Raw genomic sequence first — 22847 nt, 5'->3', positions numbered from 1 at the left:
CAACCGCGATTCATTCGGAGCACCGATGCTGATCAACTGCGTGGCGTATGAAAACGGCGCCAAGCTCGCCGACATCTCGGTCGAGGACATCAGCGACTACATCAGCCGCCCGGGCTGCTTCGTGTGGGTGGCGCTGAGCGACGCCTCCAACGAAGAGCTGGAAGAGATGCAGAAGGAATTCAACCTGCATCCGCTGGCGGTCGAAGACGCCCACCACGGCCACCAGCGCCCGAAGGTCGAGGAGTACGGCGACTCGCTCTTCGTGGTCATGCACCTGGTGGAGCCCTCGCCCGAAGGCGAGCACTGCACCAACGTGGGCGAGGTCGACGTGTTCGTCGGTACCAACTACGTGCTGTCGGTGCGCAACCGCAGCAAGCAGGGCTTCCTGGGCGTGCGCGAGCGCTGCGAGCGCGAGCCCGACCTGCTGCGCAACGGCGCGGGCTTTGTGCTGTATGCGCTGATGGACGCGGTGGTCGACCGCTACTTTCCGGTGATCGACGCGCTGGAAGTGGAGCTCGAGAGCATCGAGCAGCAGATCTTCGGCCAGGGCGGCGCGGCGCGCGACAAGATCAAGCAGCTGTACGACCTGAAGCGCCGCAGCATGATCCTGAAGCGCGCGGTGGCGCCGCTGCTGGAGGCGGCCGGCAAGATGCACGGCGGGCGGGTGCCGCAGATCTGCATGAGCTCGCAGGAGTACTTTCGCGACGTGGGCGACCACCTGGGGCGCATCAACGGCTCCATCGACGCCATGCGCGACACCATCGGAACGGCGATCCAGGTGAACCTGTCGATGGTGACCATCGAAGAAAGCGAAGTCACCAAGCGCCTGGCGGCCTGGGCCAGCATCTTCGCGGTGTGCACCGCGTTCGCCGGCATCTGGGGCATGAACTTCGAGCACATGCCGGAGCTGAAATTCCACTACGGCTACCCGGTGGCGCTGGCCCTCATCGTGAGCACCTGCGGCTACCTCTACTACCGGTTCAGGCGCGCAGGCTGGCTGTAGGGGTCGGGCTGTAGTGGATGAGCATTGGCTTGGCGTTGCTAATGCCAAACTAATAAACATGTAGATAATCCAGTCCCTTATGAAAAGGGACTTCACCCAGCGTTTCGGCTTTCTCGTCAAGAGCGTCGGCAAGCTTTACATCGAAGAGTTCGACCGCCTGGCGCGCGAACGCATCGGCCTTACCAGCGCCCAGTGCCGCCTGCTCGGCGCGCTGGCCATGCACGGCGACCCGGGCGAGGTCGAACCGCTTTCTCAGGCCGAGCTGGCCCAGCGCCTCGACCTGAGCCCGATGGCCGTGGCCGGCCTGTGCGACCGCATGGCCGCCGCCGGCTGGATTCGCCGCGAGCCCAGTGCCACCGACCGCCGCGTCAACAACATCCTCCTGGAGCCCAGCGCCGAGAAGGCGCTCGACGCCGCGCTGAGCATCAGCGACGGCCTCAACGCGCGCGTGATGTCGGTGCTGACGCAGCCCGAGCGCGCGCAGCTGCTGAGCCTGCTGGGCCGTGTGCAGGGCAGCCTGGTGGACATCACCGGCGGGGGCCAGAAGCCATGAGCGTCGCGCCCGGAACCACCGTGCCGCACAAGGGCATGATCACCATCTCGATCATGCTGGCGACCATCATGCAGGCGCTGGACACGACCATTGCCAACGTCGCGCTGCCGCACATGCAGGGCAGCCTGCAGGCCTCGCAGGACCAGATCACCTGGGTGCTCACCTCGTACATCGTGGCCTCGGCCATCGCGCTGCCGCTGACCGGCTGGCTGTGCGGCCACTGGGGCCGGCGGCGCGTGTTCATCATCTCGGTGATCGGCTTCACGGTGGCGTCGGCGCTGTGCGGTCTGGCGACCTCGCTGGTGGGCATCGTGGCGGCGCGGTTGCTGCAGGGCATCTTCGGGGCCGCGCTGGTGCCGCTGTCGCAGGCGGTGCTGCTGGACATCAACCCGCGCGAAAAGGTCGGCCAGGCCATGGCCATCTGGGGCGCGGGCATCATGGTCGGGCCCATCCTCGGGCCGCTGCTGGGCGGCTGGCTCACCGAGAACTTCGACTGGCGCTGGGTGTTCTTCATCAACCTGCCGGTGGGCATCTTCGCGTTCTGGGGCATTGCGCGCTACCTGCCCGAGAGCCGGCCGCAGGGCGAGAAGCTCGACATCTTCGGCTTCGTCACGCTGAGCCTGGCCATCGGCATGCTGCAGCTCTTCCTGGACCGCGGCGAGCAGCTCGACTGGTTCGACTCGTGGGAAATCAAGCTCGAGGCGGCCGCCGCGCTGGTGGCCTTCGGCTTCTTCGTGGTGCACACGTGGACGGTGCAGGGCGTGTCGTTCTTCGACCGCGACCTGCTGAAAGACCGCAACTTCGTCACCGGGCTGCTGTTCGCGTTCATCGTCGGCATGATCCTGTTCGCGACCATGGCGCTGTTGCCCAACTTCCTGCAGGGGCTGATGGGTTATCCGGTGATCTACACCGGGGAGGTGACCGCGCCGCGCGGCGTGGGCACGATGATCGCGATGATCATCGTGGGCCGGCTGGTGCAGCGCATCGACGTGCGCGCGATCATGGCGGTGGGCTTCGGCCTGACGGCGTTCTCGCTCTACCAGATGACGCGGCTCACGCTGCAGATGGACAGCAGCCTGATCATCATGTCGGGCTTCATCCAGGGGCTGGGCATTGGCTTCACCTTCGTGCCGCTGTCGACCGCCACCTTCGCCACGCTGGCGCCGCGGCTGCGCAACCAGGGCACGCCCATCTTCAGCCTGCTGCGCAACATCGGCAGCAGCGTGGGCATCTCGATCGTGCAGGCGTTGCTGACCGAGGGTTCGAGCAAGGCGCATGCGCAGATCGCCGCGACCGTGGCGCCCGGCAACCAGGCGCTGTCGACGCTGCCGCAGATGATGTCGCCCGACACGATGACCGGGCTGGCGTTGATCAACGCCGAGGTGACGCGGCAGGGCGCGCTGATCGGGTACCTGGACGACTTCGGGATCATGATGGTGATCACGGTGCTGGCGATTCCGCTGCTGTTGTTGATCAGGAGCCCGCGGCGGAACGCGGCGACGTCGGGGCCGGCGGAAGTGCCGCACTGACTCTGCATTTCTCCCTCCCCCGCTGGGGGAGGGCAGGGGTGGGGGCACGACGGCCTGTACGTCATCAGCGGCTTGTCGAACGCCGCTTGCCCCCATCCCAGCCTTCCCCCAAAGGGGGAAGGAGCAAGACCGGACTACTCGTCGTGCGAATCGTGCGTCGCGGCGGCGCCCTTGCGCCAGTACCCCGAGGCCCGCGTCCACTTCGGGTTCGCGCCGCGTTCGCCGACCAGGTGCGCGCGCAGCGCCTTGGCAATCGCCGACTCGCAACCCACCCATGCATGGAAGTCGCCGGCCGGCAGCTTGGCCGCCTTCAGCGCGTCGACCAGCACGGTGCTCGTGCCCGGCTCGGCGCCGCGGCGGTGCACCCAGTGCAGCGTGAGTTCGGCCTGCGTATCGAACGGCAGTTCGTCGGCCTCGCTGTCGACTTCGGCCAGCACCACCACGCGCGCGCCGGCGGGCAACTCGGCCAGTCGGCGCGAGATGGCGGGCAGGGCGGTGTCGTCGCCGATCAGCAGGTGCCAGTCGAACTCGGTCGGCACGATGAACGAGCCGCGCGGGCCGCCCACGCCGACCACGTCGCCGGGCTTGGCCTGCTCGGCCCATCGGGTGGCGGGGCCGGCCTCGTGCAGCGCGAAGTCGATTTCGAGCGTGTTGGCCTGGGCGTCGTGGCGGCGCGGCGTGTAGTCGCGCATGGTGGGGCGGCCGCTGGCGGGCCACACCGGCCCGTCGGGGCCGGCGGTCGGCAGCGTGAGCTTGCCGGTATTGGCATCGGGAAAGAAGATCTTCGCGTGGTCGTCGAAGCCGGGGCTGTTGAAGCCCGCGAGGTCGGCGCCGGTGAGCGTGATGCGGATCAGGTGCGGCGTGACGCGCTCGGCGGTCTTCACCGTGAGCTGGCGAAACCGCAGGTCGTGGCGCACCCGGCGCGGCGTGCGGTCGGGGGCGGTGGAAGCAGGTGATGTGCTGAAGTCAGTCATTGCAGGTTTCCTGTGTGAGCAGGGCGGGTTGAGATGGGGAAGGCGCTGCGGCCGTGACCGGCGGGCCGCGCAGGAAGTCGATGTCCAGCGGCTGCGGCGTGCCCAGCCACAGCGCGCGAAAAGCGTGGTCGCCGGCGTCGTCGCCCGTCAGCGGGTGCACGAGCACGTCGAGGCCCTGGCGGTTGAGCATGAGCCAGGGCACCACGTGGTCGAACTGGCCGGGCGTGAACCCGAGCTGGTACGACGGCTTCGGGTGCGGGCCGCCGGGCGCGTCGCGCAGGCCGCCCACCCGCAGCTCGAAGCAGCCGGTGAGCGCATGCCGCACGGCGAGCGCCGTGGCGCGCGTGGCGGCGTCGAAGTAGACATGGGCGTGGTAGCCCCTGATCGTTGCGATGTTGTGGGGCATGGCCGTGGCGAATGAGGAGGGCGGTTGCGTGCAGCGACGGGGTGCGGCTCAGATCTTCTCGATCTGCTGCGCGGCGCTGTCGAGCACGGCGGCGAAGTCGTGCGCCTGCTGCTCGGTCAGCGGCGTGCCCGACAGGCGCATGCGCATGGCGAGCTTGAGGTTCTCGATGGCGCGCGTGACCTGCGGCGGGCGCCCGCCGCGAGGGCCGGCGCCGTCCACGCCGCCGTTCATGCGGGCCATCATGGCGTCGGCCGTCTCGCGGTTGGCCGCCAGGAACTCCTGGCCGCTGTCGGTGACGCTGTAGCGCTTGCGCCCGCCGCCGTCGGCGTTTTCCACGCTGAGGTAGCCGAGCTCTTCGAGCAGCGTGAGCGTGGGGTAGACCACGCCGGGGCTGGGTGCGTAGCTGCCGCCCAGGCGGTCTTCGATGGCCTTGATCAGCTCGTAGCCGTGGGCCGGCTTTTCGGCGATGAGCTGCAGCAGCACGAAGCGCAGGCCGCCGTGGCCGAACACGCGCCCGCCGCCGCCGCCACGGCCGCCGCGCGGTCCGCGGCCACCGGAAAGGCCGTCTTCATGTTCGCCGCGGGCGGTGCGGCAGTGGTGATGGGCGTGATGGAAATGTCTCATGGTGGGCATCCTTTGTGATGTGTATCGGAATTATTTTAGATATATCTAAAATAAAGTCAAATCGATACAGCAAGGACGCCCCGCGAGGTGGCGGAAGCTTCAGGCGGTCGTTGCCTGACGCCTCTGTGTTTGATCCGCCCGATGTGCCTGCAGGTGCGCCAGCGCCAGTGCCTCGCCCACATGCGACATCTGCACCGCCGCGCCCTCGGCCGAACCTTCGGCGGCTTCGGCCACGCGTTCGAACATGTGCATTTCGTAAGTGGCGACGGCCGCCGCCCAGTCGTCCTGCGCGGCAAGCAGCGCCGCCAGCTCGGCCGCGTCGCGCATCGCCGCGTTCACGCCTTCGCCGCCGAAGGGCGACATCAGGTGCGCCGCGTCGCCCAGCAGCGTCAGCCCGCGCCGCGACGTCCAGCAATGGCCCACCGGCAGCGCGTGGATGGGCCGCGGCACGAAGTGGTCGTTGCTGGCGCGAAAAAGGTCGGTGATGGCGTCCGCGTACCCCGCGAACTCCGCGAGCAGCGCGCTGCGCACGGCGGCGGGCGAGGTGAAGTCGAAGCGCTTCGCGGCCCAGTCCGGCGGCACCCGGAAGATCGCGTAGCCGCGGATGTGCGCGTGGCCGTTGCGTTGCGCGATGAGCATCTTGCCGTCGCCCTGCACGTCGAGCTTGCCGCGGCCCACCAGCTGCGAGAGCGCCGGGTGGCGGCGGTCGACATCGTCGATGCCGAACTCGACGAAGGTCAGCCCGCTGTACTGCGGCTTGTACGGCGACAGCATCGGCCGCACGCGCGACCAGGCGCCGTCCGCGCCGACCACCAGGTCGAAGGGGCCGGCTTCGGCGTCGGGGAACAACAGGTTCCAGCCGCCGCCACTGCCGCCACCTTGCAGCCGCACGTCGCGCAACGAACGGCCCCACTGCACGCGACCGGGCGGCAGCGACGCCAGCAGCATGTCGCGCAGCGCGGTGCGATCGACTTCGGGGCGGTTGCCGGCCGAGGCGTCGGGCTCTTCGAACAGCACGCGACCGGTCTTGTCGAGCAGCCGCGAGCCCTGGTCGTCGTAGCGCGCGATGCGCTGGAACTCGGCGTCGAGCCCGGCGCGCCGCACGGCCAGCAGGCCCGACTCTTCGTGCAGGTCGAGCGTGCCGCCCTGGGGCCGCACGAGCGGGCCTTCTTCGCGCTCGAAGACCGTGGCAGCAATGCCCGACAGGTGAAGAATGCGCGCCAGCGTGAGGCCGCCGGGGCCGGCGCCGACGATGGCGATGCGGGGAGGGTGGGTCATCGGTCGATCTCCGAAGGGAATGCGCGTTGAAAGATAGGCTCCTATTCATATTAGCATAGGAGGCTATGAAGTTAGAATGCCCCGCATGACCGACATCCACGAACCCAACCCCCTGAAGCTCATCGGCCGCGTCACGCGCGGCTTCATGCGCATTGCAGACGGCGGCCTGCGCGAGCTGGGCCTGGCGGTGGGCCAGTTGCCGGTGCTGGTGTCGCTCAAGCTGCGCAAGGCGCTCTCGCAGGCCGAGCTCGCGCGCATCGCGCAGGTCGAGCAGCCCAGCATGGCGCAGCTGCTGGCCCGCATGGAGCGCGACGGCCTGGTCGAGCGCGTGCCCGACCCGCAGGACGGCCGCAGCCGCCTCATCTCGCTCACGCCGCTGGCCGCCAGGCGGCTGCCCAAGGCGAAGGCGCTGATGGATGCGCACGCGCAACGCGCGCTGGCCGGCTTCTCGCAGGAAGAGATCGCGCAGTTGACGGCGCTGCTGGTGCGGCTCGATGCGAATGTCGAGCGCATGGGCGCCGGGGGCGCGGCAGGGACCGACGCCGATACCGAAGCTGACGCCCGATAGGCCCTATCGCGCCGCGGTGACCGGCGCGTTCTTCTGGTCGGCGTCCGTCAGCGTGCGCAAGAAAGCCGCCACGTCGCGTATCTCCGCCTCGGTCAACGCCGGCTTGTCGCCGCGCTTCTGGCCGAAGGGGGCTTCGGTGTTGACGTTGGCGTGGTACTGCGCGGGCAGGTCGTCGTACTTCTGCACGATGCCGTTGCGCGTGCGCCCATACCAGCGTTCGGGGGCGGTGTCGCGCTGGGCATAGAAGCGAATGGCTTCCTCCAGCGAGTGGAAGACCCCGTTGTGAAAGAAGCTCTGGCGCACCGCCACGTTGCGCAGCGTGGGCGTGCGGAACAGGCCGCAGTACTCGGGGTGGTCCTTCATGTCGGTGCGGTACGGGCCGCACAGGCCCATGTCATGAAAGGCGGGGTCCGCGTTGGCCTTCAGCTTGCGGTTGCGCGGCACGCCGAGCGCAATGAGCCCGTAGTCGGTAAAGAAGGGAAACGCGCCGTCCTGCGTGCGTTCGCTGATGTGGCACGAAGCGCAGTTGCCCTTGGCCGCGTCGTTGAACAGTTGCTGCCCGCGCGCCTCGGCCGCGCTGAGCTTGACCTGGCCGCGCAGCACCGCGTCGAACTTGCTGGTGAACGGGTAGAAGTCGCTCGGCGACTGCTGGAACACCTCCAGCGCCAGCCCCGCGGCCTTGAAGGCGGCGTTCGGGTCCTTGAACACGTCGTCGCCGAAGGCCTTGCGGAGCGCGCCGGCATAGCTCGCGCGTTCGAGCTTGGCCGCCACCTCCTGCACCGATGCGTTGCCCATCTCGTCGGGCGACAGCAGCGGCATGCCGGCCTGCTCGTGCGCCGAGCCGGCGCGGCCGTCCCACATGTGGCCGCCGGTGGGGCCGGCGTCCACGCTGTCGTCGCCGTCGTTGTCGTGGTGGTGCTCGGTGAAGGCGGTGAGCGTTTCCAGGTAGCGCAACGACGGCGCGGCGCGCGGGCCCTCGCGCTTGCCGTCCACGCCGCCGAGCTGCACCGACAGCGCGTTCGGCGGCCCCCAGGCGTGCTGCGGATCGTGGCAGCTCGCGCAAGACGCCTTGCCAGACGCCGACAGGCTGCCGTCGAAGAAGATGCGCCGGCCGATGTCGGTGAGCTGCGCGGCGCTGGGCTGCGGGCGGCCGGGAACGGGTGCGTAGGTGGCGCCCACATAGGCGGGCGTGGCGCCGGTGGGGCTTGTTGCGCCTGCTGCGCCCGTCGCGCCTGTTTCGCTTGTACCGGGAGTGGCCGGCGTGGGCGCGGCCTGCGGCGCGGGTGCCGGTGTAGCGGCGGTCAGCGACGCGGCACCGGGCGCGGGGCCGCATGCGGCCAGCAGGGCGCAGAGCACGGCAGCTGCAGCCAGGCGCACCGGGTGGCCCAGGCGGGTGGAAGAAAAGAACGTCGCAGGCACGTGGAACTGGAGGAGCAGGGCGCGGAGCAAGGGGCAGGGCCGCAGCGCAGCCGCGAGGATCGGCCGGGCGTGTGTCAGCGGTGTGTCAATCGCGTGTCAGCGGCCCAGCGGTGCCGGCGCAGGCACGAAGAGGCGCTGCCGCATCCACTTGGTCGCGACCCATTTCTCGCCTCGCACCACCGCGGCGCCCGCATGCAGCGAGGCCGGGTCGATCTGGCCCAGGCTGTTGCAGTACTCGAAGTACACGGCGCTGCCACGCTGCGGCGACACCGACCAGCCGGTTTCCGGAAACACCGTTTCCCCGCCTTCTTCCACGTCGTTGAGGTAGCTCACTAGCGTGCTCACGCGCTGGCCGCTGCGTTGCAGCGACGCCTGGTTGGCGGCGTTGGACGACACCAGAAAGTCGAAGTGCGGCAGGCTCTGCGCGCCCGCCGGGTAGTGCAGCACCTGCAGCCCCTCGCCGTTCTCCACCGGCAGGTTCATGAGCGCGGAGACGCGCTCGTCGATGCGCGCGACCAGCGGGTTTTCGCGCAGCCTGAAGAACATGCCCAGGCTGCTGCGATGGCCGCCCGCGCGGTCTTGCCCGGTCAGCGGATCGACCGTGGTCGACGGCGTGAGCCGCGGGCGCGCCAGCGCGATCAGTTCCTCGCACTCCTGTGCGTCGAGCACGTCGTTCAGCACGGCCATCGCCGGCTGCGCGGCGCGGGCCGCCACGCGCACGAGGCGGTCCGCCGCGCGAATCGACGTGCCCTGCGGCAAGCGCGACGGCTCGTACTGGTAGGGCGGCGCCACCGTCACCGAGTCGACGGGCACGGGGCTGCCGGTGCGCAGCGCGAACACGAAGGCATCGACGATGGACCGGGCCGCCTCTGCAGGCATGCGCTGCGCGCGCATGGCCTCCATGACCTGCGCGGGCGCGCACCCCTGGCGCAGGTTGTGCAGCACCCACTCGCTCAGCGCGGGCGCGAAGCGCAGCACCGCGTCCGCCGGCTCAGACACCTTCGGGCACCCAGCCGCTGTCGGTGTGCCTGAAGTTCTGCTTCAGCTGCATCGTGCCGGCGCCGCGCACCACGCGGTCGACCATGGGGAAGGCCTTCTGCACGTCGGCGTCGCCGGTCCACGGCGCGGCCTCGACCTTGTAGGTGTAGGTGACAGAGACGGCATCGGCCGCCGCGTTCTTCGCCTTGTCGGCGTCGCCGGTTTCCTTGCGCGCTTCCCAGCCCACGACCTTGTCGAGCGTGAGGTGCGCGGCGCAGAAGTCGGCTTGCGTGTCGGTAGTGCCGGGTGTGCCGGGTGTGCCGCGCGTGTGAAGGTACTTTTTTCCTTCCTCGGTCAGCACATAGCGCGTGACGGTGATCTCGGTGGGCTGCTCGCCTTCCTTAACGTCCTCGACCTTCGCTTCGGACGCGCTCACCAGCCCCACGTGCTCCAGCACCGGCATCTGCACTGCGTTGCGCGCGCGCGTGCCGACTTCGCGCTGCGGCACGTCGATGGGCCACTGGGTCTTGCCCAGGCAGAGGTCGCCCTTCTTCGCGAGGTAGGCGTTCATCGCGGCCGTCATGTCCTGCAGGTTGGCTTCGGGTTGCTGCGGGCCGCAGCCGGAGAGCAGGGCCAGCGCGGCAAAGCTAAGCGCACCCGTGGCCGCGTAGATGTTTTTCTTGTTCATGAAAGAGAAAGGGAAGAAATCAATTGGTGCACGCCCCCGGCTTCGCCGGCGTGGCGGGCTGGGTGTCCGCGTCGCTCAGGATGTTCAGGAAGCAGATCAGGTCGGAGATGTCCTGCTCGGACATCGGCGGCGCCGAGCCCGCGGCGCGGCCGTCCATCGGCAGCTGCGTGTCGATGTTCGACGCGTAGGCCGCCGGCAGGTCGTCGTACTTCTGCACCTTGCCGCCCGTGTACTGCGTGGTGACCAGGCCATAGGTCGGAAAGCCCGGGTCGTTCTTCGCCTTCGGCGTGCCGCCCACGGTGGGATACCAGAGCTCGGGTTGCGTGTCGCGCGTGTTGTAGAAGCGAACGACCTGCTCCAGCGAATGCATCACGCCGTTGTGGAAGAAGGCGCCGCGCGTCGCCACGTTGCGCAGGGTGGGCGCCTTGAACATGCCGCAGAAGCTGTTCGCGGCATTGGGCCCGGCCGGCGCATGGTCGGTGCGCAGCGGGCCGCACACACCCATGTCGAAGTACTTCAGGTCGTTGTTGGCCGCGATGCCTGCGTTGCGCGGCACGCTGATCGCCTCGTAGGAAAAGTCGGTGAACAGCGCCGAGCTGCCGTTCAGCCCCGCGCCCTGGTAGTGGCACGAGGCGCAGTTGCCGGTGTTCGGGTTGGTGAACACCTTCAGGCCGCGCGTTTCCGCGGGCGTGAGCGTGCCGCCGATCTTGTTGCTCGCGTACTTGTCGAACTTGCTGCTGTACGGGTGAAAGCTGTTGTCCTCGAGCTGGTAGGCCTGCAGGGCCTTCAGCGCGCTGGCAAAGGCTGCGTCGCTGTCGTCGAACACCTTGTCCCCGAAGGCCTTGGCGACAAGCGGTGCGTAGTCGGCGGCCTGCAGCTTCTTCACCACGTCTGCGCTGCTGGCGTTGGCCATCTCGATCGGGTCGAGCAGCGGAATGCGCGCCTGCGCAGCCAGCGTGTCGGCGCGGCCGTCGGCGGTGAAGCCGCCGCCCGGGCCCGGCACGCTGATGCCGTCCGGGTTGTCCAGCAGGTCGGCGTAGGGCGGGGTGATGTCCTTGTAGCGCAGCGAGGGCACGGCGCGCAGGCCGGCCTGGTCCATGTGCGCGCCGCCGAGCTGTACCGACAGGTCGTTGGCCGGCGCGTGCGCGTGCGCCGGGTCGTGGCAGCTGGCGCACGACATGGTGCCGGAGCCCGAGAGGTTCTTGTCGAAGAACATCTTCTGGCCGACTTGCGCGGCGAGGCTCAGCGTGCTGGCCGATGAGGGGGGTGGCGCGGAGGCCACCGCCGCCGGTGCGCCAGCCGCGCCTGGCAGCGCGGCAGCGGAGCCGCCGCCGCTGCTGCCGCCGCACGCGGCGAGCATCGCGCCCGCGATGCCCGCCGCGCCCCAGGCCAGGGCCCGAACCCGAGCAAGCGCCAGCCAGCCCGGGCGTGCCACCGCCGGCCCTTGCGGGCCTGAACGGTGTGACCTCATTGCTTCAGCGACCAGACATTGACCTGGTTGGTATCGGCCCCGACCTGCGCCGTGGTCGACACGTCGCCCGACTGCTTCTGCGTGTAGCTCGCCGGAATCACGAAGGCATGGTTGATCGGCCGCACGCTGTCGAAGTGCGTGTCCGCGCTGCCCGCGTAGTCCGGCAGGTTCATGATGTTCGCGGCGATGAAGGCCTCGGTGTACTTCGAGCGGTTCATGTACGTGGCGTCGTCGGTCGGGTCGGCCAGCTGGAACATGTCCTGCAGCGTGCGCACGAACGAGAAGTGGCTGTAGGCATCGCTGTCGGACACGCCCTTGGGTGCGTCCGCCTGGTTGGTCAGGATGCCGAAGATGCTCTCGCCGTGGCCGCGGTTGCCCACCTGGTAGTTGTTGATGCTGGGGTCGAAGGTCCAGCTGCCGTCCGCGTTCTGCATCAGCGGGCGCACCGGGTGCGCCGGGTCGCTGCCCTTCAGCGGGTTCCAGCCGCAGCAGGAGTTGAAGCCGCTGGTGGCATTGCCTTCGTCGAACATCAGCACGATGGCCACGCGCTTCTGCGGGTTCTTCCACAGCGCCGAGGCCTGGATGCGCTTGACGGTGTAGTCCACGTAGTTGTCGCCGCGCGTGATGATCGGCGAGACGGCGGTGGCCGACACGTTGTTGGCAACGCTGCTGCAATCGCTCGCGGTGCCGGTGGCGCCGCCGCCGTTGGTGCCCTTCACGCTGATGCCGTGCATGTCGTCGCACTGGTCGGGCACCAGGAAGTTCAGGTTGCCCACGTTGCCGCTGGCCAGGTCGCTGCCGAGCTGGTCGTAGTCGTAGCCGGCCGGAATGGTGTAGTCGAGGCTGTTCTTCAGCGCGGCGTCCCACTGGCCGCCGCCCATGGTGCGGTTGCTGTACTTCCATTCGGGCGCGCTGCGCACGTTCTGGTAGGCCATGCCGGGGTGGTGCTTGGTCTTGTACAGGCCGGCCGGCAGCGGCAGCGTGAGCGTGGCGTCGCCCACGGCGGTGGCGTTGCCGCCCAGCGTGCCCGGCGCATACACGTTGTCCTTGGCGCTGACGGAAGTGTCGGCCACGCTGTCGGTGCGGAAGTCTTGCCCCGGGTTCATCGACTCGCTGTACGTGCGCCAGGTCAGGCCGGCCTTGGTGATGGCGTTGAACAGGTTGGGCCGGCCCACGATGTTGTGGTTGACCGCGGCGGACTGCGTGCAGGTGGCCGCGAACGGCGACTTGCTCAGGCCGGGTTGCGAGCTGTCAGGCGTTGGCGTGTCCTGCACCGCGTTGGCGCCGGTGGCGTCGCAGTTCCACTGCGCGTCGTCGGTGATGCCCCAGTCGTCCGCGCCGCCCAGCGCCGTGTAGTTGGGCTCGCTCGGGTTGCCGGTGGCGTAGTAGCTCACGAGCTGGTTGCCGGCCTTCAGGTAGCCGTTGATCTTCGGCGCGTAGGCCGAGTTCAGGATCGACATCGTGGCCTTGTTCTCCAGCATCACGATGAAGATGTTGTCGTAGCGCGGAATGCCTTCCACGTTGAACGCCGCCTGCTGCGACTGCAGGAAGGTGATGGGCTTGCGGTTGTCCGCCACGTTCGCGGTGGCGGTGGTCACCCCGGCCATACCGGTCAGGCGCGGGTCGCCACCGGGGTTGGCCAGCGCGTCGGGGAACTTGTCGCCGCGGTCGAGCTTGGTGGTGGCGTAGGCGAAGCGGTTGTTCAGCGCGTTGGCTTCGTTCAGCAGCGCGGTCTGCACCGTGCCGCTGGCGGCGTTCAGGTCGCCCAGCAGCGAGGCCGCGGGCACGCCCAGGCGCGTGGCCAGGTTCTGCTTCTCGACGGCGTAGCTGGTGTGGTTGGCTTCCACCAGCCGCGCCACTTCGGACGACAGCGGGCTCACCACCACGGTCGCGCCCTGTTCCTGCACCTGGTCGAGCATCACGCGCAGCACTTCGCGCGTGGCCACCTTGGTGTTGGTGGCGGTGTTCTTCGCGTTGGTGCCGATGTCGGCGATGAGGGCCGAGGCGGCCGACAGCGACAGGCTGAACTTGCCGTTGGCATCGGTGACGGCGGCGGGCTCGCCGGTGTCGCAGCGGCCGTTGCCGTTGCTGTCCACGCACACCGTGGCGCCTGCGTAGTAGCCGGCCGCGACCACGGGGTCGGTGCTGCTGCCGGGCTTGAAGGCGCTGGCCGTGAGCACGCCGCTCACCGTGGTGCCGGAGCCTGCGGGTTGGGTGGCGGGCGGCAGGAAGGCGATGCCCGGGCCGTCGCCGCCACCGCCGCACGCGGCCAGCAGCGAGGCCGCGAGCACCGTCAAGGCGGGATACAGCAAGCCTGATCTGATTGTTGGAGTGGCTTTCAATTTCTTCTTTCAAACAATGGGGGGAGGGCGTGATGCACGTGCACGGCACCCGGCTGCCCGGTCGACCAGGCACAGGTGCCGCTGCCGCGGACCGCCGGTGAATCTAGGGTTGCCCCATGTCAGTCCGGCGGCAAATGACTTAGCTGCGAATTAGCGAGTCGAACCGACGGAGAAGGGCTGCTGGAGCCCTTCTTTTGCGCGCGGAAAGCCGGGGCGAAGGCTGACTTTCACCTGACCATCGGCTGATTTTTCGGCGGTTTCCCGTCACTGCGCCGACTGAAATGTGGCTGTCACGGCGCGGGCAGAGCATCACGCCCGCCGACCGCTGGTCAGGCTCATCCACATCTCATAACTCCACACATGATGACCACCTTCCAACGCAGCAACGTGTCCGCTCGCGGGCGCAAACTCGTACGCCACCTCACCCCCTGGCCTACAGCCATCGCCGCGGCGGCGCTGGTCGCGGCCTGCGGCGGCGGCGACAGCGGCCCGGGCTTTTTCGGGTTCCCCTCCAGCAGCGCCGGGCCCACGACCTCGGGCGTCGTCACCGGCAGTTACTACCGCAACGCCAAGGTCTGCATCGACGCCAACAACAACGGCCGTTGCGACAGCGGCGAAGTCAGCACCACCACCGACGCCAACGGCGCCTTCACGCTGAAGGGCGAGGGCGCCGTGGTCGCCGAGATCGGCACCTCGAGCAAGCGCTTCAACCCCGCCACCAACACCGAGAGCGCCGTCACCCAGCCGCTGGTGTTCCGCGCCCCGGCCAGCGCCAACGGCGTGGTGAACGCCATCACCACCGAGCTCGTCGCGCTGATGGACGCCAACGGCGGCAACCTGGCCGCCGCGCGCACCGCGCTGGCCGCACGCATCGGCGTGAGCGAAGCGCAGCTGCTGGCCGACCACAACAAGGTGAGCGACGCGGCCATCAAGACCGCGCTGCAGAACGAGATCGACCAGTCGCTCGAGCGCATCGCCGAAGCGGTGGCCGAGGCCGGTGCCGGCGGCGACGTGATCGCCGCGCTGCGCAACCGCTTCGCGCTCGACCAGATCACCAACGTGGTCGTGATCTACGCGGAAAACCGTGGCTTCGACAACCTGTACGGCCTGTTCCCCGGCGCCAACGGCATTCCGGGCGTGAACCCGACGTCGTCGACGAGCACGCCCGAGCCGCAGAAGGATTTCGACGGCTCGACGCTGCCGACGCTGCCACCGGTGTGGAACGGCGTCACCGCCGGCGGCCAGACGGTGCAGATCATTCAGCAGGCCACCGTCGGCATGCCCAACAAGATGTTCCAGATCGACGCGAAGGCTGGCTTCTTCAACACCACCACGGTGGTCGACCAGACGGTCATCACGCGCGACCTGGTGCACCGCTTCTACAACAACCAGATGCAGATCAACGGCGGCAAGAACGACAAGTTCGCCGCCTACTCCGACGCGGGTGGCCTGAGCATGGGCTACTACGACGGCACCCAGATGCAGCTGTGGCAAGTGGCAAAGAACTTCACGCTGGCCGACAACTTCTTCATGGGCGCGTTCGGTGGCTCGTTCCTGAACCACCAGTACCTGGTGTGCGCCTGCGCGCCGCTGTACCCGAACGCCGACGGCGCGAACTCGCCGGTCGTCAAGTCGATCTCGGCCATCGACACCGACGCCGACGGCAACTTCGTGCGCCTGACGCCCAAGGCCGGCGCGCCGACTTCCGTGCTGAACGGCGCGCCCACCTACCTGAACGACAACACCATCACGCCGAAGGATGCGGCCGGCAACTTCTACGCGGTGAACACCATGCAGCCGCCGTACCAGCCCAGCAACGTCGCTCCGGCGAGCAGCGACACCGGCAAGCTCTTCGCAGACCCGGCCAATGCCAGTACGCTGCCGCCGCAGACGCAGACCACCATCGGCGACCTGCTCACGGCCAAGGGCCTGAGCTGGGCCTGGTACGGCGGTGCGTGGAAGGACACCTCCGCCATCGCCAGCGGCGACCGCAAGTTCCCGGTGGCCGTGCCGCCCGCCGCGCAGACGCCGAACTTCCAGTTCCACCACCAGCCGTTCAACTACTACGCGGCCTTCGACCCGTCGGCCCACCCGGACGCGCGCGCCGCCCACCTGAAGGACTTCGACGCCGACTTCCTGAAGGACGCCGCCGCCGGCACGCTGCCCGCCGTGAGCTTCTACAAGCCGCAGGGCAACCTGAACCAGCACGCCGGCTATGCCAGCGTGGCCGACGGCGACGCCCACATCGCCAACGTGCTGGCCAAGCTGCAGGCCAGCCCTCAGTGGGGCCACATGCTCGTGGTCGTCACCTACGACGAAAACGGCGGCTTCTACGACCACGCCGGCGTGCCCAAGGGCGACCGCTGGGGCCCCGGCACGCGCATTCCCGCGCTGATCGTCTCGCCGTTCTCCAAGAGGGGCTTTGTCGACAAGACGCAGTACGACACCGCCTCCACGCTGCGCTTCATCACGCACCGCTGGTCGCTGCCGCCGCTGAAGGGCCTGGTCGACCGCGACACCGCGCTCGTGAAGAACGGCAGCCACCCGATGGGTGACCTGACCGGCGCGCTGAGCTTCGGCAAGTCCTGAGCTGCGGTGTGAAGGTTCGGCAGCCGGGTGCCTTCAGGCGCCCGGCTGCTCCATCACGCTTTTCTAGCGTTACGCCACCTAGGTCTGGCCTTTAGCCGAGCCCCACGGCCACCGGCGCGTGCTGCGCCATCAGCTGCGCCACCCAGTCGATGAACACGCGCAGCTTGGCGCTCACATGCCGGTTCGGCGGAAACGCCACGTACAGCGGCATCGGGTCGAGCCGCCAGTCTTCGAACAGCGGCACCAGTTCGCCTTGCGCCACGTGCGCCTTGGCCATGTAGTCCGGCAGCCAGAGCACGCCCAGCCCGGCCAGGCCGGCCGCGAGGTAGGCGTTGCCGTCGTCTACCGACAGCACGTAGCGCCCCTGCACCTCGATGCGCTCGTCGCCGCGGCGCATCGCGTACGGAAAGGTCTTGCCGTTGCGCGACCACAGGAAGCCGACGATGCGGTGGTGCGTGTCTTCGAGTGCGTGCGGGTGCGCGGGCGTGCCGGCCAGCGCCAGGTAGCCGGGCGCCGCGTAGACACCGAGCTGCAGGTCACCCACACGGCGCGCCATCAGCGACTGGTCGGTGAGCTCGCCGCCGCGCACCACGCAGTCCACGTTCTCGCCGATCAGGTCCACCATGCGGTCGCTCACGCCCATGTCGAGCTGGATGTCGGGGTAGCGCGCGCAGAAGCCCGGCAGAGCCGGCACCAGGATCGTGCGGGCCAGCGGGCTGGGCACGTCCACCCGCAGCCGGCCGCGAGGCGCCGCCGACGCGTCGGACAGGCTGGTTTCCGCGTCGTCCATGTCGGCCAGCAGCCGCACCACGCGCTCGTAGTAGGCCGCGCCGTCGGCCGTCACGTTCACCTTGCGCGTGGTGCGGTTGAGCAGCTTCACGCGCAGGCGCGCCTCCAGCTGCTGCACGAGCTGCGTCACGGTGGTCTTGCTCATGTGGAGCGTGCCGGCCGCCTTGGTGAAGCTGCCGGCTTCCACCACGCGCGCGAACGCCTGCATCGCATCGAAACGGTCCATGGCTGATCCTGTTCGGTCTGGTCGGGTCTGGTCTTGTGAAGGACGGGATTGTTTGGAATCCACAAACAGTGATTGTTGGCCTTGCCTGTTTATCGCGAGCGGGGCAGTGCCTAAAGTCCCTTCACCGTGATCCTGGGGCGGCTTCGATGCCGGCTCACCGACCCATTCCATACAAAGGCACTCCATGACCCAGCGCGACGTCGTTTTTCCCCTTGGCCGCCAGGCGCTCTATGAAAAGAACCGCTATTCGCCGGCCGTTCGCTCCAACGGTTTCCTGTTCGTGTCGGGCCAGGTCGGCAGCCGCGAAGACGGCTCGCCCGAACCCGACCTCGAGGCACAGGTGCGGCTCGCCTTCGGCAACCTGAACGCCGTGCTGGCGGCCGCGGGCTGCACCTTCGACGACGTGGTCGACGTGACCGTGTTCGTCGTCGACCCCGAAGCGAACTTCGAGACCATCTGGAAGCTGGTGCCCGAGTTCTGGGGCGAGGCGCCGCACCCGACGCTGACAGGCATCGGCGTGACCTGGCTCTACGGCTTCAAGTTCGAGATCAAGGTGATCGCGAAGCTGCCCGAGGCGGCGGGCGGTTGAGCGGCCTCAAGACGCGCTGAAAAGCGCTTCTTCGAGCAAGGCTTCGAGCGCCGCGAACGGAACGGCGTGATCGTCTTCGAGGCCACCCGTTTCCTGCGCGCAATTCAAGCGGACGACCAGGCACGGGCGAGGCTGGTCGCCGGGGTATTTGCGCAGGTCGATGCGTACCACTTCGTCGTTTTCCCACGCGGAGTTTTCGGCCGACCATGCGGATGCAGAAAGCCTGAAAAGAATTCTTCCGCTCTCGCCGTCGGCGATTTGCGGGGACAGCACCCAATGGGAATTTCTGGCTTCCCAGGGATCGACCTGGAGCTGATAGCGCCCGGTCGGGGAGGTCGATTGAATTTCGAGGCTCAAGACTTCACCGGTGCAAGCTGCGCTTCAATGGCCGCCTTGTCGATGACCGACCACACGTTCAAAATTTTTCCGTCGCTAAATTCATAGAACACGTTCTCGGTGAAAGAGATTTGCCGGCCGTTCACAGGCAACCCGAGAAATTCGCCCTTCGGTGCGCAGTCGAAGCGAATGCGGCTCGCGACGTGCGGGGGCTCGCAGACCAGCAGATCGACATCGAAGAAGAGATCGGGAATCTCTCGGCAGTCGTTCTCCAGCATGTCCCTGTAGCCGGACACACCGAATTGCCGTCCGTTGTGGCGCGCCTGCGGGTGAACGAATTTATCGAGGTTCGCCAAGTCGCGAGCGTTGAGGCAGGCGATGTAGTCGCGATAGATGACGCGCAGATCGGTGTCGGTCATGTCGGGTGCTTTCGGTTTGTCAATGGTCGAAGTGCCGAGCATTCATTTTGCAGGCGAAGCGGCGGCGGGCCCTACGTCCATGCCGTCGTATGACGCAAGCGAATACTTCTTGGCCAATGCGTAGAACTCGTTGTTGCGAGCGTTCAGGGATTCAGGTGAATGAACCTCGACGCGTTCGACGTGCAACCGAAACGTCTGTCTTCCAGCAACCTGTTGCAGGTTGACGAAGCGATAGCCGAGCGTGCGCAATTCGCTTGCCGCGAGCTCCAGTTTCTTCGGCTCCGGGTCGAAGAAGAAGTAGCCCCAGAGCATGGGCCCGTCGAGGTTCCACGTCGTCTTTGCGCGCATGTCCGCAAACATGCCCTGCAATTGAGAGAGTTGAATTTCACCTGCGGCTTGCGCCGGCGTGGGTGCTGCTGTCGCGACGAGCGCGAACGCCGTGCAGAAGCCGGAGGGTGCGTTGCGAATAGACATGCCTGTGCTCTTTTGCACCGCATTCTGTTTCGAACAGCCGCGCTGCATTGGCTACCGCACCCTCGTGAATTACGTCGTTCTCCTGAACGGGATTCCACTCGTAGACGATGCACCGCCGCAACGCCGAGACTCGCTGCCCCGGGGTCTGAAGTCATATCTTTTCTTCAAAGGAGTTGGCAGTGGCGACTAAAAGGAAATTCACCATCCTCGCGTTCGTGGGTGGGGGCATACGCGGGCTGATGTCTTCGACGATCCTGAACCGGCTATGGGAAAACCACCCCTGGATGCTCGACACGACGGACCTGATTGCGGGTTGCTCCACGGGGTCGATCATCACCAGCGAGATCCTGGCGGGGAAGACGCCGCCTGAGCTCATCAAGCTGTTCACCCACGGCGAGATCAAGTTCTACGACCACATGAGCGCCGACCCGCGCAAGCCCGCCTATGACATCGACAAGGCCTACGCCTCGCAGTACTTGCTGCACGGTGATGCACCCGTCAACGGGCTCAAGGACAGGAAGGCGCTCTTCGTGTCGTTCAATGTCGGGGGCCTCGACGTGGTGGACGGCATCGTGGTGCCCCGGCCGTGGGAGCCGCGCATGTACACCAACATGCTCGACGAGGCCGACCGGCTGCAGGGCCTGGACGGCCACGGCGGCTACGCCATCGCCAAGGCAGCGACATCCAGCGGCGCGATGCCGGGGCAGCTGGGCTCGTTCGACGGCAACGTCGACGGCACCTACTTCAACCACGACCCCACGGTCGCGGCCATCGCGCTGGCGGTGCACAAGGGCCATGCGCTGGAAGACATCACGGCGATCACCATCGGCACCGGGCTGATGCCCGACTGGGTCGCCGAGGACACGCACGACTGGGGCGCCGACCAGTGGATGAACGGCGTGGCCAACCCCTTCGACAACACGCCGCCGTTTCTCATGAACCAGGCCCGGCCGTCGCCCATGCTCGACATGTGCCTGAACGGCACGTCGGCGCAAGTCATGCCGACGATGGCGCGGCTGCTGCTCGGCAAGCGCTACGCCAACATCAACCCGCGCCTGCCGTGCTTCATTCCCGAGAACTCGACCAGCCCGCAGGCCCTTGCGCTGTTGCAGGACAGCGGCAACCGCGAAAACATCGACCACGCGCTGGAGCTCGTCGAACTGCACTGGCGCCGGTCGGTGATGCCCATCGAGACCTGACCGCGCACGCCACCGTGCTACGAACTGCGCCATGAACCGCGCGACGAACTGCGCAAAGGAGAAATGATGACGATCACCGAGAAGAGGGCGGTTGCCCCCATTGGGTCGAAGAGCACGCACGGCGTTCAGGACGTGTTCTACATCCGGCTGCTGGAGCCCAAGGGGCTGGTGCTGGACGTGTTCCAGAACAACAAGGCCGACAACCAGCAGGTCATTGCGTACCCGCTGAACGAAGGGCTCAACCAGCAATGGGAGTTCGTGCCGGCCGGCGCGCCGGGATGGTGGTACCTGCGCACGAAGATGGGCACGGGCTTTGTGCTGACGCTGGCGGCCAGCGGCAGCATCGTCGTGTCCAGGCCGGCCGAAGACGAGCGCGACGACCAGCTGTGGTGCCTGTCGCCGACGATGATGCCGGGCTACTGGACCGTGCAGAGCAAGAGCGTGGTCAGCAATGCGCTGGACCCGAAGGTCATCGGCATCTCGGGCGGCACCTCGGGCGGTACGCCGCCGAACGCGGTGAGCGTCACGCTGGACTACGCGGCGTTCAAGGGACAGGCATGGGCGTTCGCGCCGCTGTTCAAGCCCTGATCTCTGTCGTTCCCTGTCGTTCCCTTCCGTTCCCTGGCGCCGCCGTCAGGAGCCCTCACTACACTGCGCCGGATGAACTCACCCGCCCGGCCGCATGGCGCGCCAGACCTCCTGGCCTCCTATTTCTGGAGCGGCGACGTCATCCGCAGCCGCAGCGTGAGCCGCACCGTGCCGAGCACCACCCTCGACGTGCCGGCGCCGCCCGAGCGCCTGGTCGCCGACTGGGCGCGCGACATCGTGCAGCGCCTGGCGCTGGAGCCCGGCGATGTCGAGCCCTTGCCGCTGGCGCGGGCGCGCACGCGCTGGCCCGACTACAAGCATTGCGTGCAGGCGGTGTCCGACTGGACGCGCACCCTGGGCCTGGCCGACGTGCTGGCGGCCAGCGATGTCGCCCTCATGGCCTGCCGCGGCGCCCATTACCACCACGATGGCGCGCAGTACGGCAGCGCCGCCTTCTGCAACCTGTTCCTCAGCGAGGACAAGGGGCTCGACGTGCATTTCCCCGGTGCCGGCGTGCGCATGCCGCTGGCGCGCGGCACCGCGGTGATCTTCGACACCTGCCAGCCGCATGCCGTCGTGCGGCGCGGCAGTGCCGGCTTCGACGCGGCTGATTTCCCGGCGGGCGGTGACGACACGCTGGTGTTCCTGACTTGGGAGCTGCCCATCGAGCAGGCCGAGGTGGCGCGCCTGCTGGGTCTGTCGTTCGACATCGACCCCGCCACCGCCGCATCGCAGCTGGACGCGGAGCAGGTGCGGCTGAACGGCGAGCTGGTGGAGCCGTGCCCCGGTTCGGGCCGGTGGCGCAGGGCCGAATGACGGATGCGGCATACTTCCAGCCCCCACAACAACTTGCCAGAAACGCGCTGAATGGAAAACGAAGTCGACTCCCAGGTACTCGCTGTCATCAATGAAAAGCGACTGTCCGGACCACGGCTCACGCCGGTCGAAATCGTGGCCAAGATGGGCGTGTTCGACGCCCGCGAGAAGCCGTTCGACCATGCCTGGCTGGCAACGGGCGACAACGTCATCGCCACCATCTGGGCCGAGTGGGTGAGCGTAGGCGCCGGCGGACGCTGGTTCTGCCTCGAATCGCTCGACGTGCAGCGCCGTGCCGACGGCGGCGCCCGCAGCGCCCACCAGGTGCAGCGCGCCAAGGACCGCCTGGCCCTGCTCAAGCGCACCTGGGACGCAGGCCAGGGTTTCCGCGCCGTGGTGCAGACCAACCGCATCGCCATTTCCGAGGTCGAGAGCAACAAGGACGCCAAGGTGTCCACCCGCGTGCGCGACGACGACGAATGGCACGTGGCGAGCTGGGAACTCGACAGCAAGCTCGCCGTGCTGGTTCGCGGCCCGCGCGGCTGGGAGCCGAGCGAAGAAGAAATCAAGGCCGCCAAGGCGCGCAGCAACGTGCCCGAGCCGGCCGACCTTGCACCCGTGGTCGCCAGCCAAGCCTCGCAGGAAGAAATACAGGCCGCGGCGCTCGCCTACGTGACGCGCCACTTCACCGGCTACGGCTACAAGGCCGAGAACGTGACCGAGCAGAACCTGGGCTACGACCTGGAAATCTCGAACTCGAAGGGCGCCACGCTGCTGCGGGTGGTGGCCAAGGGCATCGGCTCGGGCGTGTCGACCTTCCAGCTCACGCCCGAGGAGCGCACCAGCTCCGCGCGCGAGCCGCTGTGGCGCCTGCTGGTAGTGCTGGACGCCATCGGGCCGACAGCGCAGCACAAGATCTTCAAGGCCACCGAGATCAGCTCGGCACCCGGCTACGACCCGCTGGGCTGACCCCGGCGATCAAGGCAATC

At 67.8% G+C, this 22847-nt stretch carries 23 protein-coding genes; 10 read left to right on the top strand and 13 right to left on the bottom strand.

Annotated features, from left to right (window positions below):
- Positions 1-25: 25 nt before the first annotated feature.
- The 3 genes from QTI51_RS33140 to QTI51_RS33130 all read left to right on the top strand — a co-directional run bounded on the left by QTI51_RS33140 (position 26) and on the right by QTI51_RS33130 (position 3085).
- On the top strand, positions 26-1003 hold the full coding sequence (locus tag QTI51_RS33140; RefSeq protein WP_286517423.1) for a magnesium and cobalt transport protein CorA: 978 nt from the start codon (positions 26-28) through the stop codon (positions 1001-1003).
- Between the two features lie 79 nt (positions 1004-1082).
- Positions 1083-1556, top strand: coding sequence for a MarR family winged helix-turn-helix transcriptional regulator (locus QTI51_RS33135; RefSeq protein WP_116912998.1), 474 nt, complete (start codon positions 1083-1085; stop codon positions 1554-1556).
- Complete coding sequence (locus QTI51_RS33130; RefSeq protein ID WP_116912999.1) at positions 1553-3085, top strand: DHA2 family efflux MFS transporter permease subunit; 1533 nt, start codon at positions 1553-1555, stop codon at positions 3083-3085. The genes QTI51_RS33135 and QTI51_RS33130 overlap by 4 nt, the downstream gene beginning before the upstream one ends.
- Before the next feature lie 134 nt (positions 3086-3219).
- Here QTI51_RS33130 and QTI51_RS33125 read toward each other — a convergent pair whose 3' ends face one another.
- From QTI51_RS33125 to QTI51_RS33110, 4 genes are all read right to left on the bottom strand, one after another.
- Entirely contained in the window at positions 3220-4059 is an 840-nt protein-coding gene (locus QTI51_RS33125; RefSeq protein WP_116913000.1) for a siderophore-interacting protein, read from the bottom strand.
- Positions 4052-4465: a DOPA 4,5-dioxygenase family protein gene (locus tag QTI51_RS33120; protein WP_116913001.1), complete on the bottom strand. Its 414-nt coding sequence runs from the start codon at positions 4463-4465 to the stop codon at positions 4052-4054. Before QTI51_RS33120 ends, QTI51_RS33125 begins: the two co-directional genes overlap by 8 nt.
- 48 nt (positions 4466-4513) lie before the next feature.
- Complete coding sequence (locus QTI51_RS33115) at positions 4514-5089, bottom strand: PadR family transcriptional regulator (RefSeq protein ID WP_116913092.1); 576 nt, start codon at positions 5087-5089, stop codon at positions 4514-4516.
- Positions 5090-5188: 99 nt separating this feature from the next.
- Positions 5189-6367, bottom strand: coding sequence for an FAD-dependent oxidoreductase (locus tag QTI51_RS33110; protein ID WP_116913002.1), 1179 nt, complete (start codon positions 6365-6367; stop codon positions 5189-5191).
- 85 nt (positions 6368-6452) lie between these two features.
- Here QTI51_RS33110 and QTI51_RS33105 point away from each other — a divergent pair, with 85 nt between their 5' ends.
- A complete protein-coding gene (locus QTI51_RS33105; protein WP_116913093.1) occupies positions 6453-6935 on the top strand; it encodes a MarR family winged helix-turn-helix transcriptional regulator in 483 nt (160 codons plus the stop codon).
- Positions 6936-6938: 3 nt separating this feature from the next.
- Here the strand turns inward: QTI51_RS33105 and QTI51_RS33100 are convergent, their stop codons facing one another.
- The 5 genes from QTI51_RS33100 to QTI51_RS33080 form a co-directional block, all read right to left on the bottom strand.
- Positions 6939-8354 carry a cytochrome-c peroxidase gene (locus QTI51_RS33100; RefSeq protein WP_503011567.1) on the bottom strand — a complete coding sequence of 472 codons (1416 nt, stop codon included), beginning with the start codon at positions 8352-8354 and terminating at the stop codon, positions 6939-6941.
- A 96-nt stretch (positions 8355-8450) separates the two neighbouring features.
- Positions 8451-9353 (bottom strand): 2OG-Fe(II) oxygenase, encoded by a 903-nt coding sequence (locus QTI51_RS33095; protein ID WP_286517422.1) that lies wholly within the window; start codon positions 9351-9353, stop codon positions 8451-8453.
- The gene (locus QTI51_RS33090) at positions 9346-10020 is read right to left on the bottom strand and encodes an SEN1982 family lipoprotein (RefSeq protein ID WP_116913004.1); all 675 of its coding nucleotides are present in this window, start codon (positions 10018-10020) and stop codon (positions 9346-9348) included. The genes QTI51_RS33095 and QTI51_RS33090 overlap by 8 nt, the downstream gene beginning before the upstream one ends.
- A gap of 19 nt (positions 10021-10039) precedes the next feature.
- On the bottom strand, positions 10040-11491 hold the full coding sequence (locus QTI51_RS33085) for a cytochrome-c peroxidase (RefSeq protein ID WP_116913005.1): 1452 nt from the start codon (positions 11489-11491) through the stop codon (positions 10040-10042).
- Positions 11488-13803: an SGNH/GDSL hydrolase family protein gene (locus QTI51_RS33080; RefSeq protein WP_116913006.1), complete on the bottom strand. Its 2316-nt coding sequence runs from the start codon at positions 13801-13803 to the stop codon at positions 11488-11490. Before QTI51_RS33080 ends, QTI51_RS33085 begins: the two co-directional genes overlap by 4 nt.
- 393 nt (positions 13804-14196) lie before the next feature.
- Here QTI51_RS33080 and acpA point away from each other — a divergent pair, with 393 nt between their 5' ends.
- The gene (gene acpA, locus QTI51_RS33075; RefSeq protein WP_116913095.1) at positions 14197-16422 is read left to right on the top strand and encodes an acid phosphatase; all 2226 of its coding nucleotides are present in this window, start codon (positions 14197-14199) and stop codon (positions 16420-16422) included.
- A 91-nt stretch (positions 16423-16513) separates the two neighbouring features.
- On the opposite strand, the gene QTI51_RS33070 is transcribed toward acpA, so the two are convergent.
- Positions 16514-17437 carry a LysR family transcriptional regulator gene (locus QTI51_RS33070; RefSeq protein ID WP_286517421.1) on the bottom strand — a complete coding sequence of 308 codons (924 nt, stop codon included), beginning with the start codon at positions 17435-17437 and terminating at the stop codon, positions 16514-16516.
- Between the two features lie 184 nt (positions 17438-17621).
- Between QTI51_RS33070 and QTI51_RS33065 the strand changes: the two genes are divergently transcribed.
- Complete coding sequence (locus QTI51_RS33065; protein WP_116913008.1) at positions 17622-18026, top strand: Rid family hydrolase; 405 nt, start codon at positions 17622-17624, stop codon at positions 18024-18026.
- A 6-nt stretch (positions 18027-18032) separates the two neighbouring features.
- Here QTI51_RS33065 and QTI51_RS33060 read toward each other — a convergent pair whose 3' ends face one another.
- Genes QTI51_RS33060 through QTI51_RS33050 form a run of 3 tightly spaced genes read right to left on the bottom strand, consistent with a single transcriptional unit; the run spans position 18033 to position 19255 of the window.
- Positions 18033-18383 (bottom strand): hypothetical protein, encoded by a 351-nt coding sequence (locus QTI51_RS33060; protein WP_132749022.1) that lies wholly within the window; start codon positions 18381-18383, stop codon positions 18033-18035.
- Positions 18380-18781 carry an ester cyclase gene (locus QTI51_RS33055; protein ID WP_116913096.1) on the bottom strand — a complete coding sequence of 134 codons (402 nt, stop codon included), beginning with the start codon at positions 18779-18781 and terminating at the stop codon, positions 18380-18382. Before QTI51_RS33055 ends, QTI51_RS33060 begins: the two co-directional genes overlap by 4 nt.
- Positions 18782-18823: 42 nt before the next feature.
- Entirely contained in the window at positions 18824-19255 is a 432-nt protein-coding gene (locus tag QTI51_RS33050; protein WP_165840482.1) for a ribonuclease E inhibitor RraB, read from the bottom strand.
- A 179-nt stretch (positions 19256-19434) separates the two neighbouring features.
- Between QTI51_RS33050 and QTI51_RS33045 the strand changes: the two genes are divergently transcribed.
- The 4 genes from QTI51_RS33045 (at position 19435) to QTI51_RS33030 (ending at position 22827) form a co-directional block, all read left to right on the top strand.
- Positions 19435-20454: a patatin-like phospholipase family protein gene (locus tag QTI51_RS33045; RefSeq protein WP_116913011.1), complete on the top strand. Its 1020-nt coding sequence runs from the start codon at positions 19435-19437 to the stop codon at positions 20452-20454.
- Between the two features lie 66 nt (positions 20455-20520).
- Positions 20521-21042, top strand: coding sequence for an RICIN domain-containing protein (locus QTI51_RS33040; protein WP_165840483.1), 522 nt, complete (start codon positions 20521-20523; stop codon positions 21040-21042).
- A 72-nt stretch (positions 21043-21114) separates the two neighbouring features.
- Complete coding sequence (locus QTI51_RS33035; RefSeq protein ID WP_116913013.1) at positions 21115-21858, top strand: hypothetical protein; 744 nt, start codon at positions 21115-21117, stop codon at positions 21856-21858.
- A 51-nt stretch (positions 21859-21909) separates the two neighbouring features.
- The gene (locus tag QTI51_RS33030; RefSeq protein WP_116913014.1) at positions 21910-22827 is read left to right on the top strand and encodes a protein NO VEIN domain-containing protein; all 918 of its coding nucleotides are present in this window, start codon (positions 21910-21912) and stop codon (positions 22825-22827) included.
- Positions 22828-22847 lie beyond the last annotated feature (20 nt).

Source organism: Variovorax sp. J22G73, from assembly GCF_030317035.1.
Taxonomy (GTDB): domain Bacteria; phylum Pseudomonadota; class Gammaproteobacteria; order Burkholderiales; family Burkholderiaceae_C; genus Variovorax.
This window is presented reverse-complemented; position numbering and strand designations above follow the sequence as displayed.

What these genes read in the sequence shown, in the direction of transcription:
- QTI51_RS33055 (WP_116913096.1), bottom strand. Translation starts at nt 18,781, where the DNA reads ATGACCGACACCGATCTGCGCGTCATCTATCGCGACTACATCGCCTGC.
- QTI51_RS33120 (WP_116913001.1), bottom strand. Translation starts at nt 4,465, where the DNA reads ATGCCCCACAACATCGCAACGATCAGGGGCTACCACGCCCATGTCTAC.
- QTI51_RS33035 (WP_116913013.1), top strand. Translation starts at nt 21,115, where the DNA reads ATGAACTCACCCGCCCGGCCGCATGGCGCGCCAGACCTCCTGGCCTCC.
- QTI51_RS33130 (WP_116912999.1), top strand. Translation starts at nt 1,553, where the DNA reads ATGAGCGTCGCGCCCGGAACCACCGTGCCGCACAAGGGCATGATCACC.
- QTI51_RS33085 (WP_116913005.1), bottom strand. Translation starts at nt 11,491, where the DNA reads ATGAGGTCACACCGTTCAGGCCCGCAAGGGCCGGCGGTGGCACGCCCG.
- QTI51_RS33040 (WP_165840483.1), top strand. Translation starts at nt 20,521, where the DNA reads ATGACGATCACCGAGAAGAGGGCGGTTGCCCCCATTGGGTCGAAGAGC.
- QTI51_RS33140 (WP_286517423.1), top strand. Translation starts at nt 26, where the DNA reads ATGCTGATCAACTGCGTGGCGTATGAAAACGGCGCCAAGCTCGCCGAC.
- QTI51_RS33090 (WP_116913004.1), bottom strand. Translation starts at nt 10,020, where the DNA reads ATGAACAAGAAAAACATCTACGCGGCCACGGGTGCGCTTAGCTTTGCC.
- QTI51_RS33110 (WP_116913002.1), bottom strand. Translation starts at nt 6,367, where the DNA reads ATGACCCACCCTCCCCGCATCGCCATCGTCGGCGCCGGCCCCGGCGGC.
- QTI51_RS33135 (WP_116912998.1), top strand. Translation starts at nt 1,083, where the DNA reads ATGAAAAGGGACTTCACCCAGCGTTTCGGCTTTCTCGTCAAGAGCGTC.
- QTI51_RS33115 (WP_116913092.1), bottom strand. Translation starts at nt 5,089, where the DNA reads ATGAGACATTTCCATCACGCCCATCACCACTGCCGCACCGCCCGCGGC.
- QTI51_RS33125 (WP_116913000.1), bottom strand. Translation starts at nt 4,059, where the DNA reads ATGACTGACTTCAGCACATCACCTGCTTCCACCGCCCCCGACCGCACG.
- QTI51_RS33065 (WP_116913008.1), top strand. Translation starts at nt 17,622, where the DNA reads ATGACCCAGCGCGACGTCGTTTTTCCCCTTGGCCGCCAGGCGCTCTAT.
- QTI51_RS33030 (WP_116913014.1), top strand. Translation starts at nt 21,910, where the DNA reads ATGGAAAACGAAGTCGACTCCCAGGTACTCGCTGTCATCAATGAAAAG.
- QTI51_RS33105 (WP_116913093.1), top strand. Translation starts at nt 6,453, where the DNA reads ATGACCGACATCCACGAACCCAACCCCCTGAAGCTCATCGGCCGCGTC.
- QTI51_RS33070 (WP_286517421.1), bottom strand. Translation starts at nt 17,437, where the DNA reads ATGGACCGTTTCGATGCGATGCAGGCGTTCGCGCGCGTGGTGGAAGCC.
- acpA (WP_116913095.1), top strand. Translation starts at nt 14,197, where the DNA reads ATGACCACCTTCCAACGCAGCAACGTGTCCGCTCGCGGGCGCAAACTC.
- QTI51_RS33050 (WP_165840482.1), bottom strand. Translation starts at nt 19,255, where the DNA reads ATGTCTATTCGCAACGCACCCTCCGGCTTCTGCACGGCGTTCGCGCTC.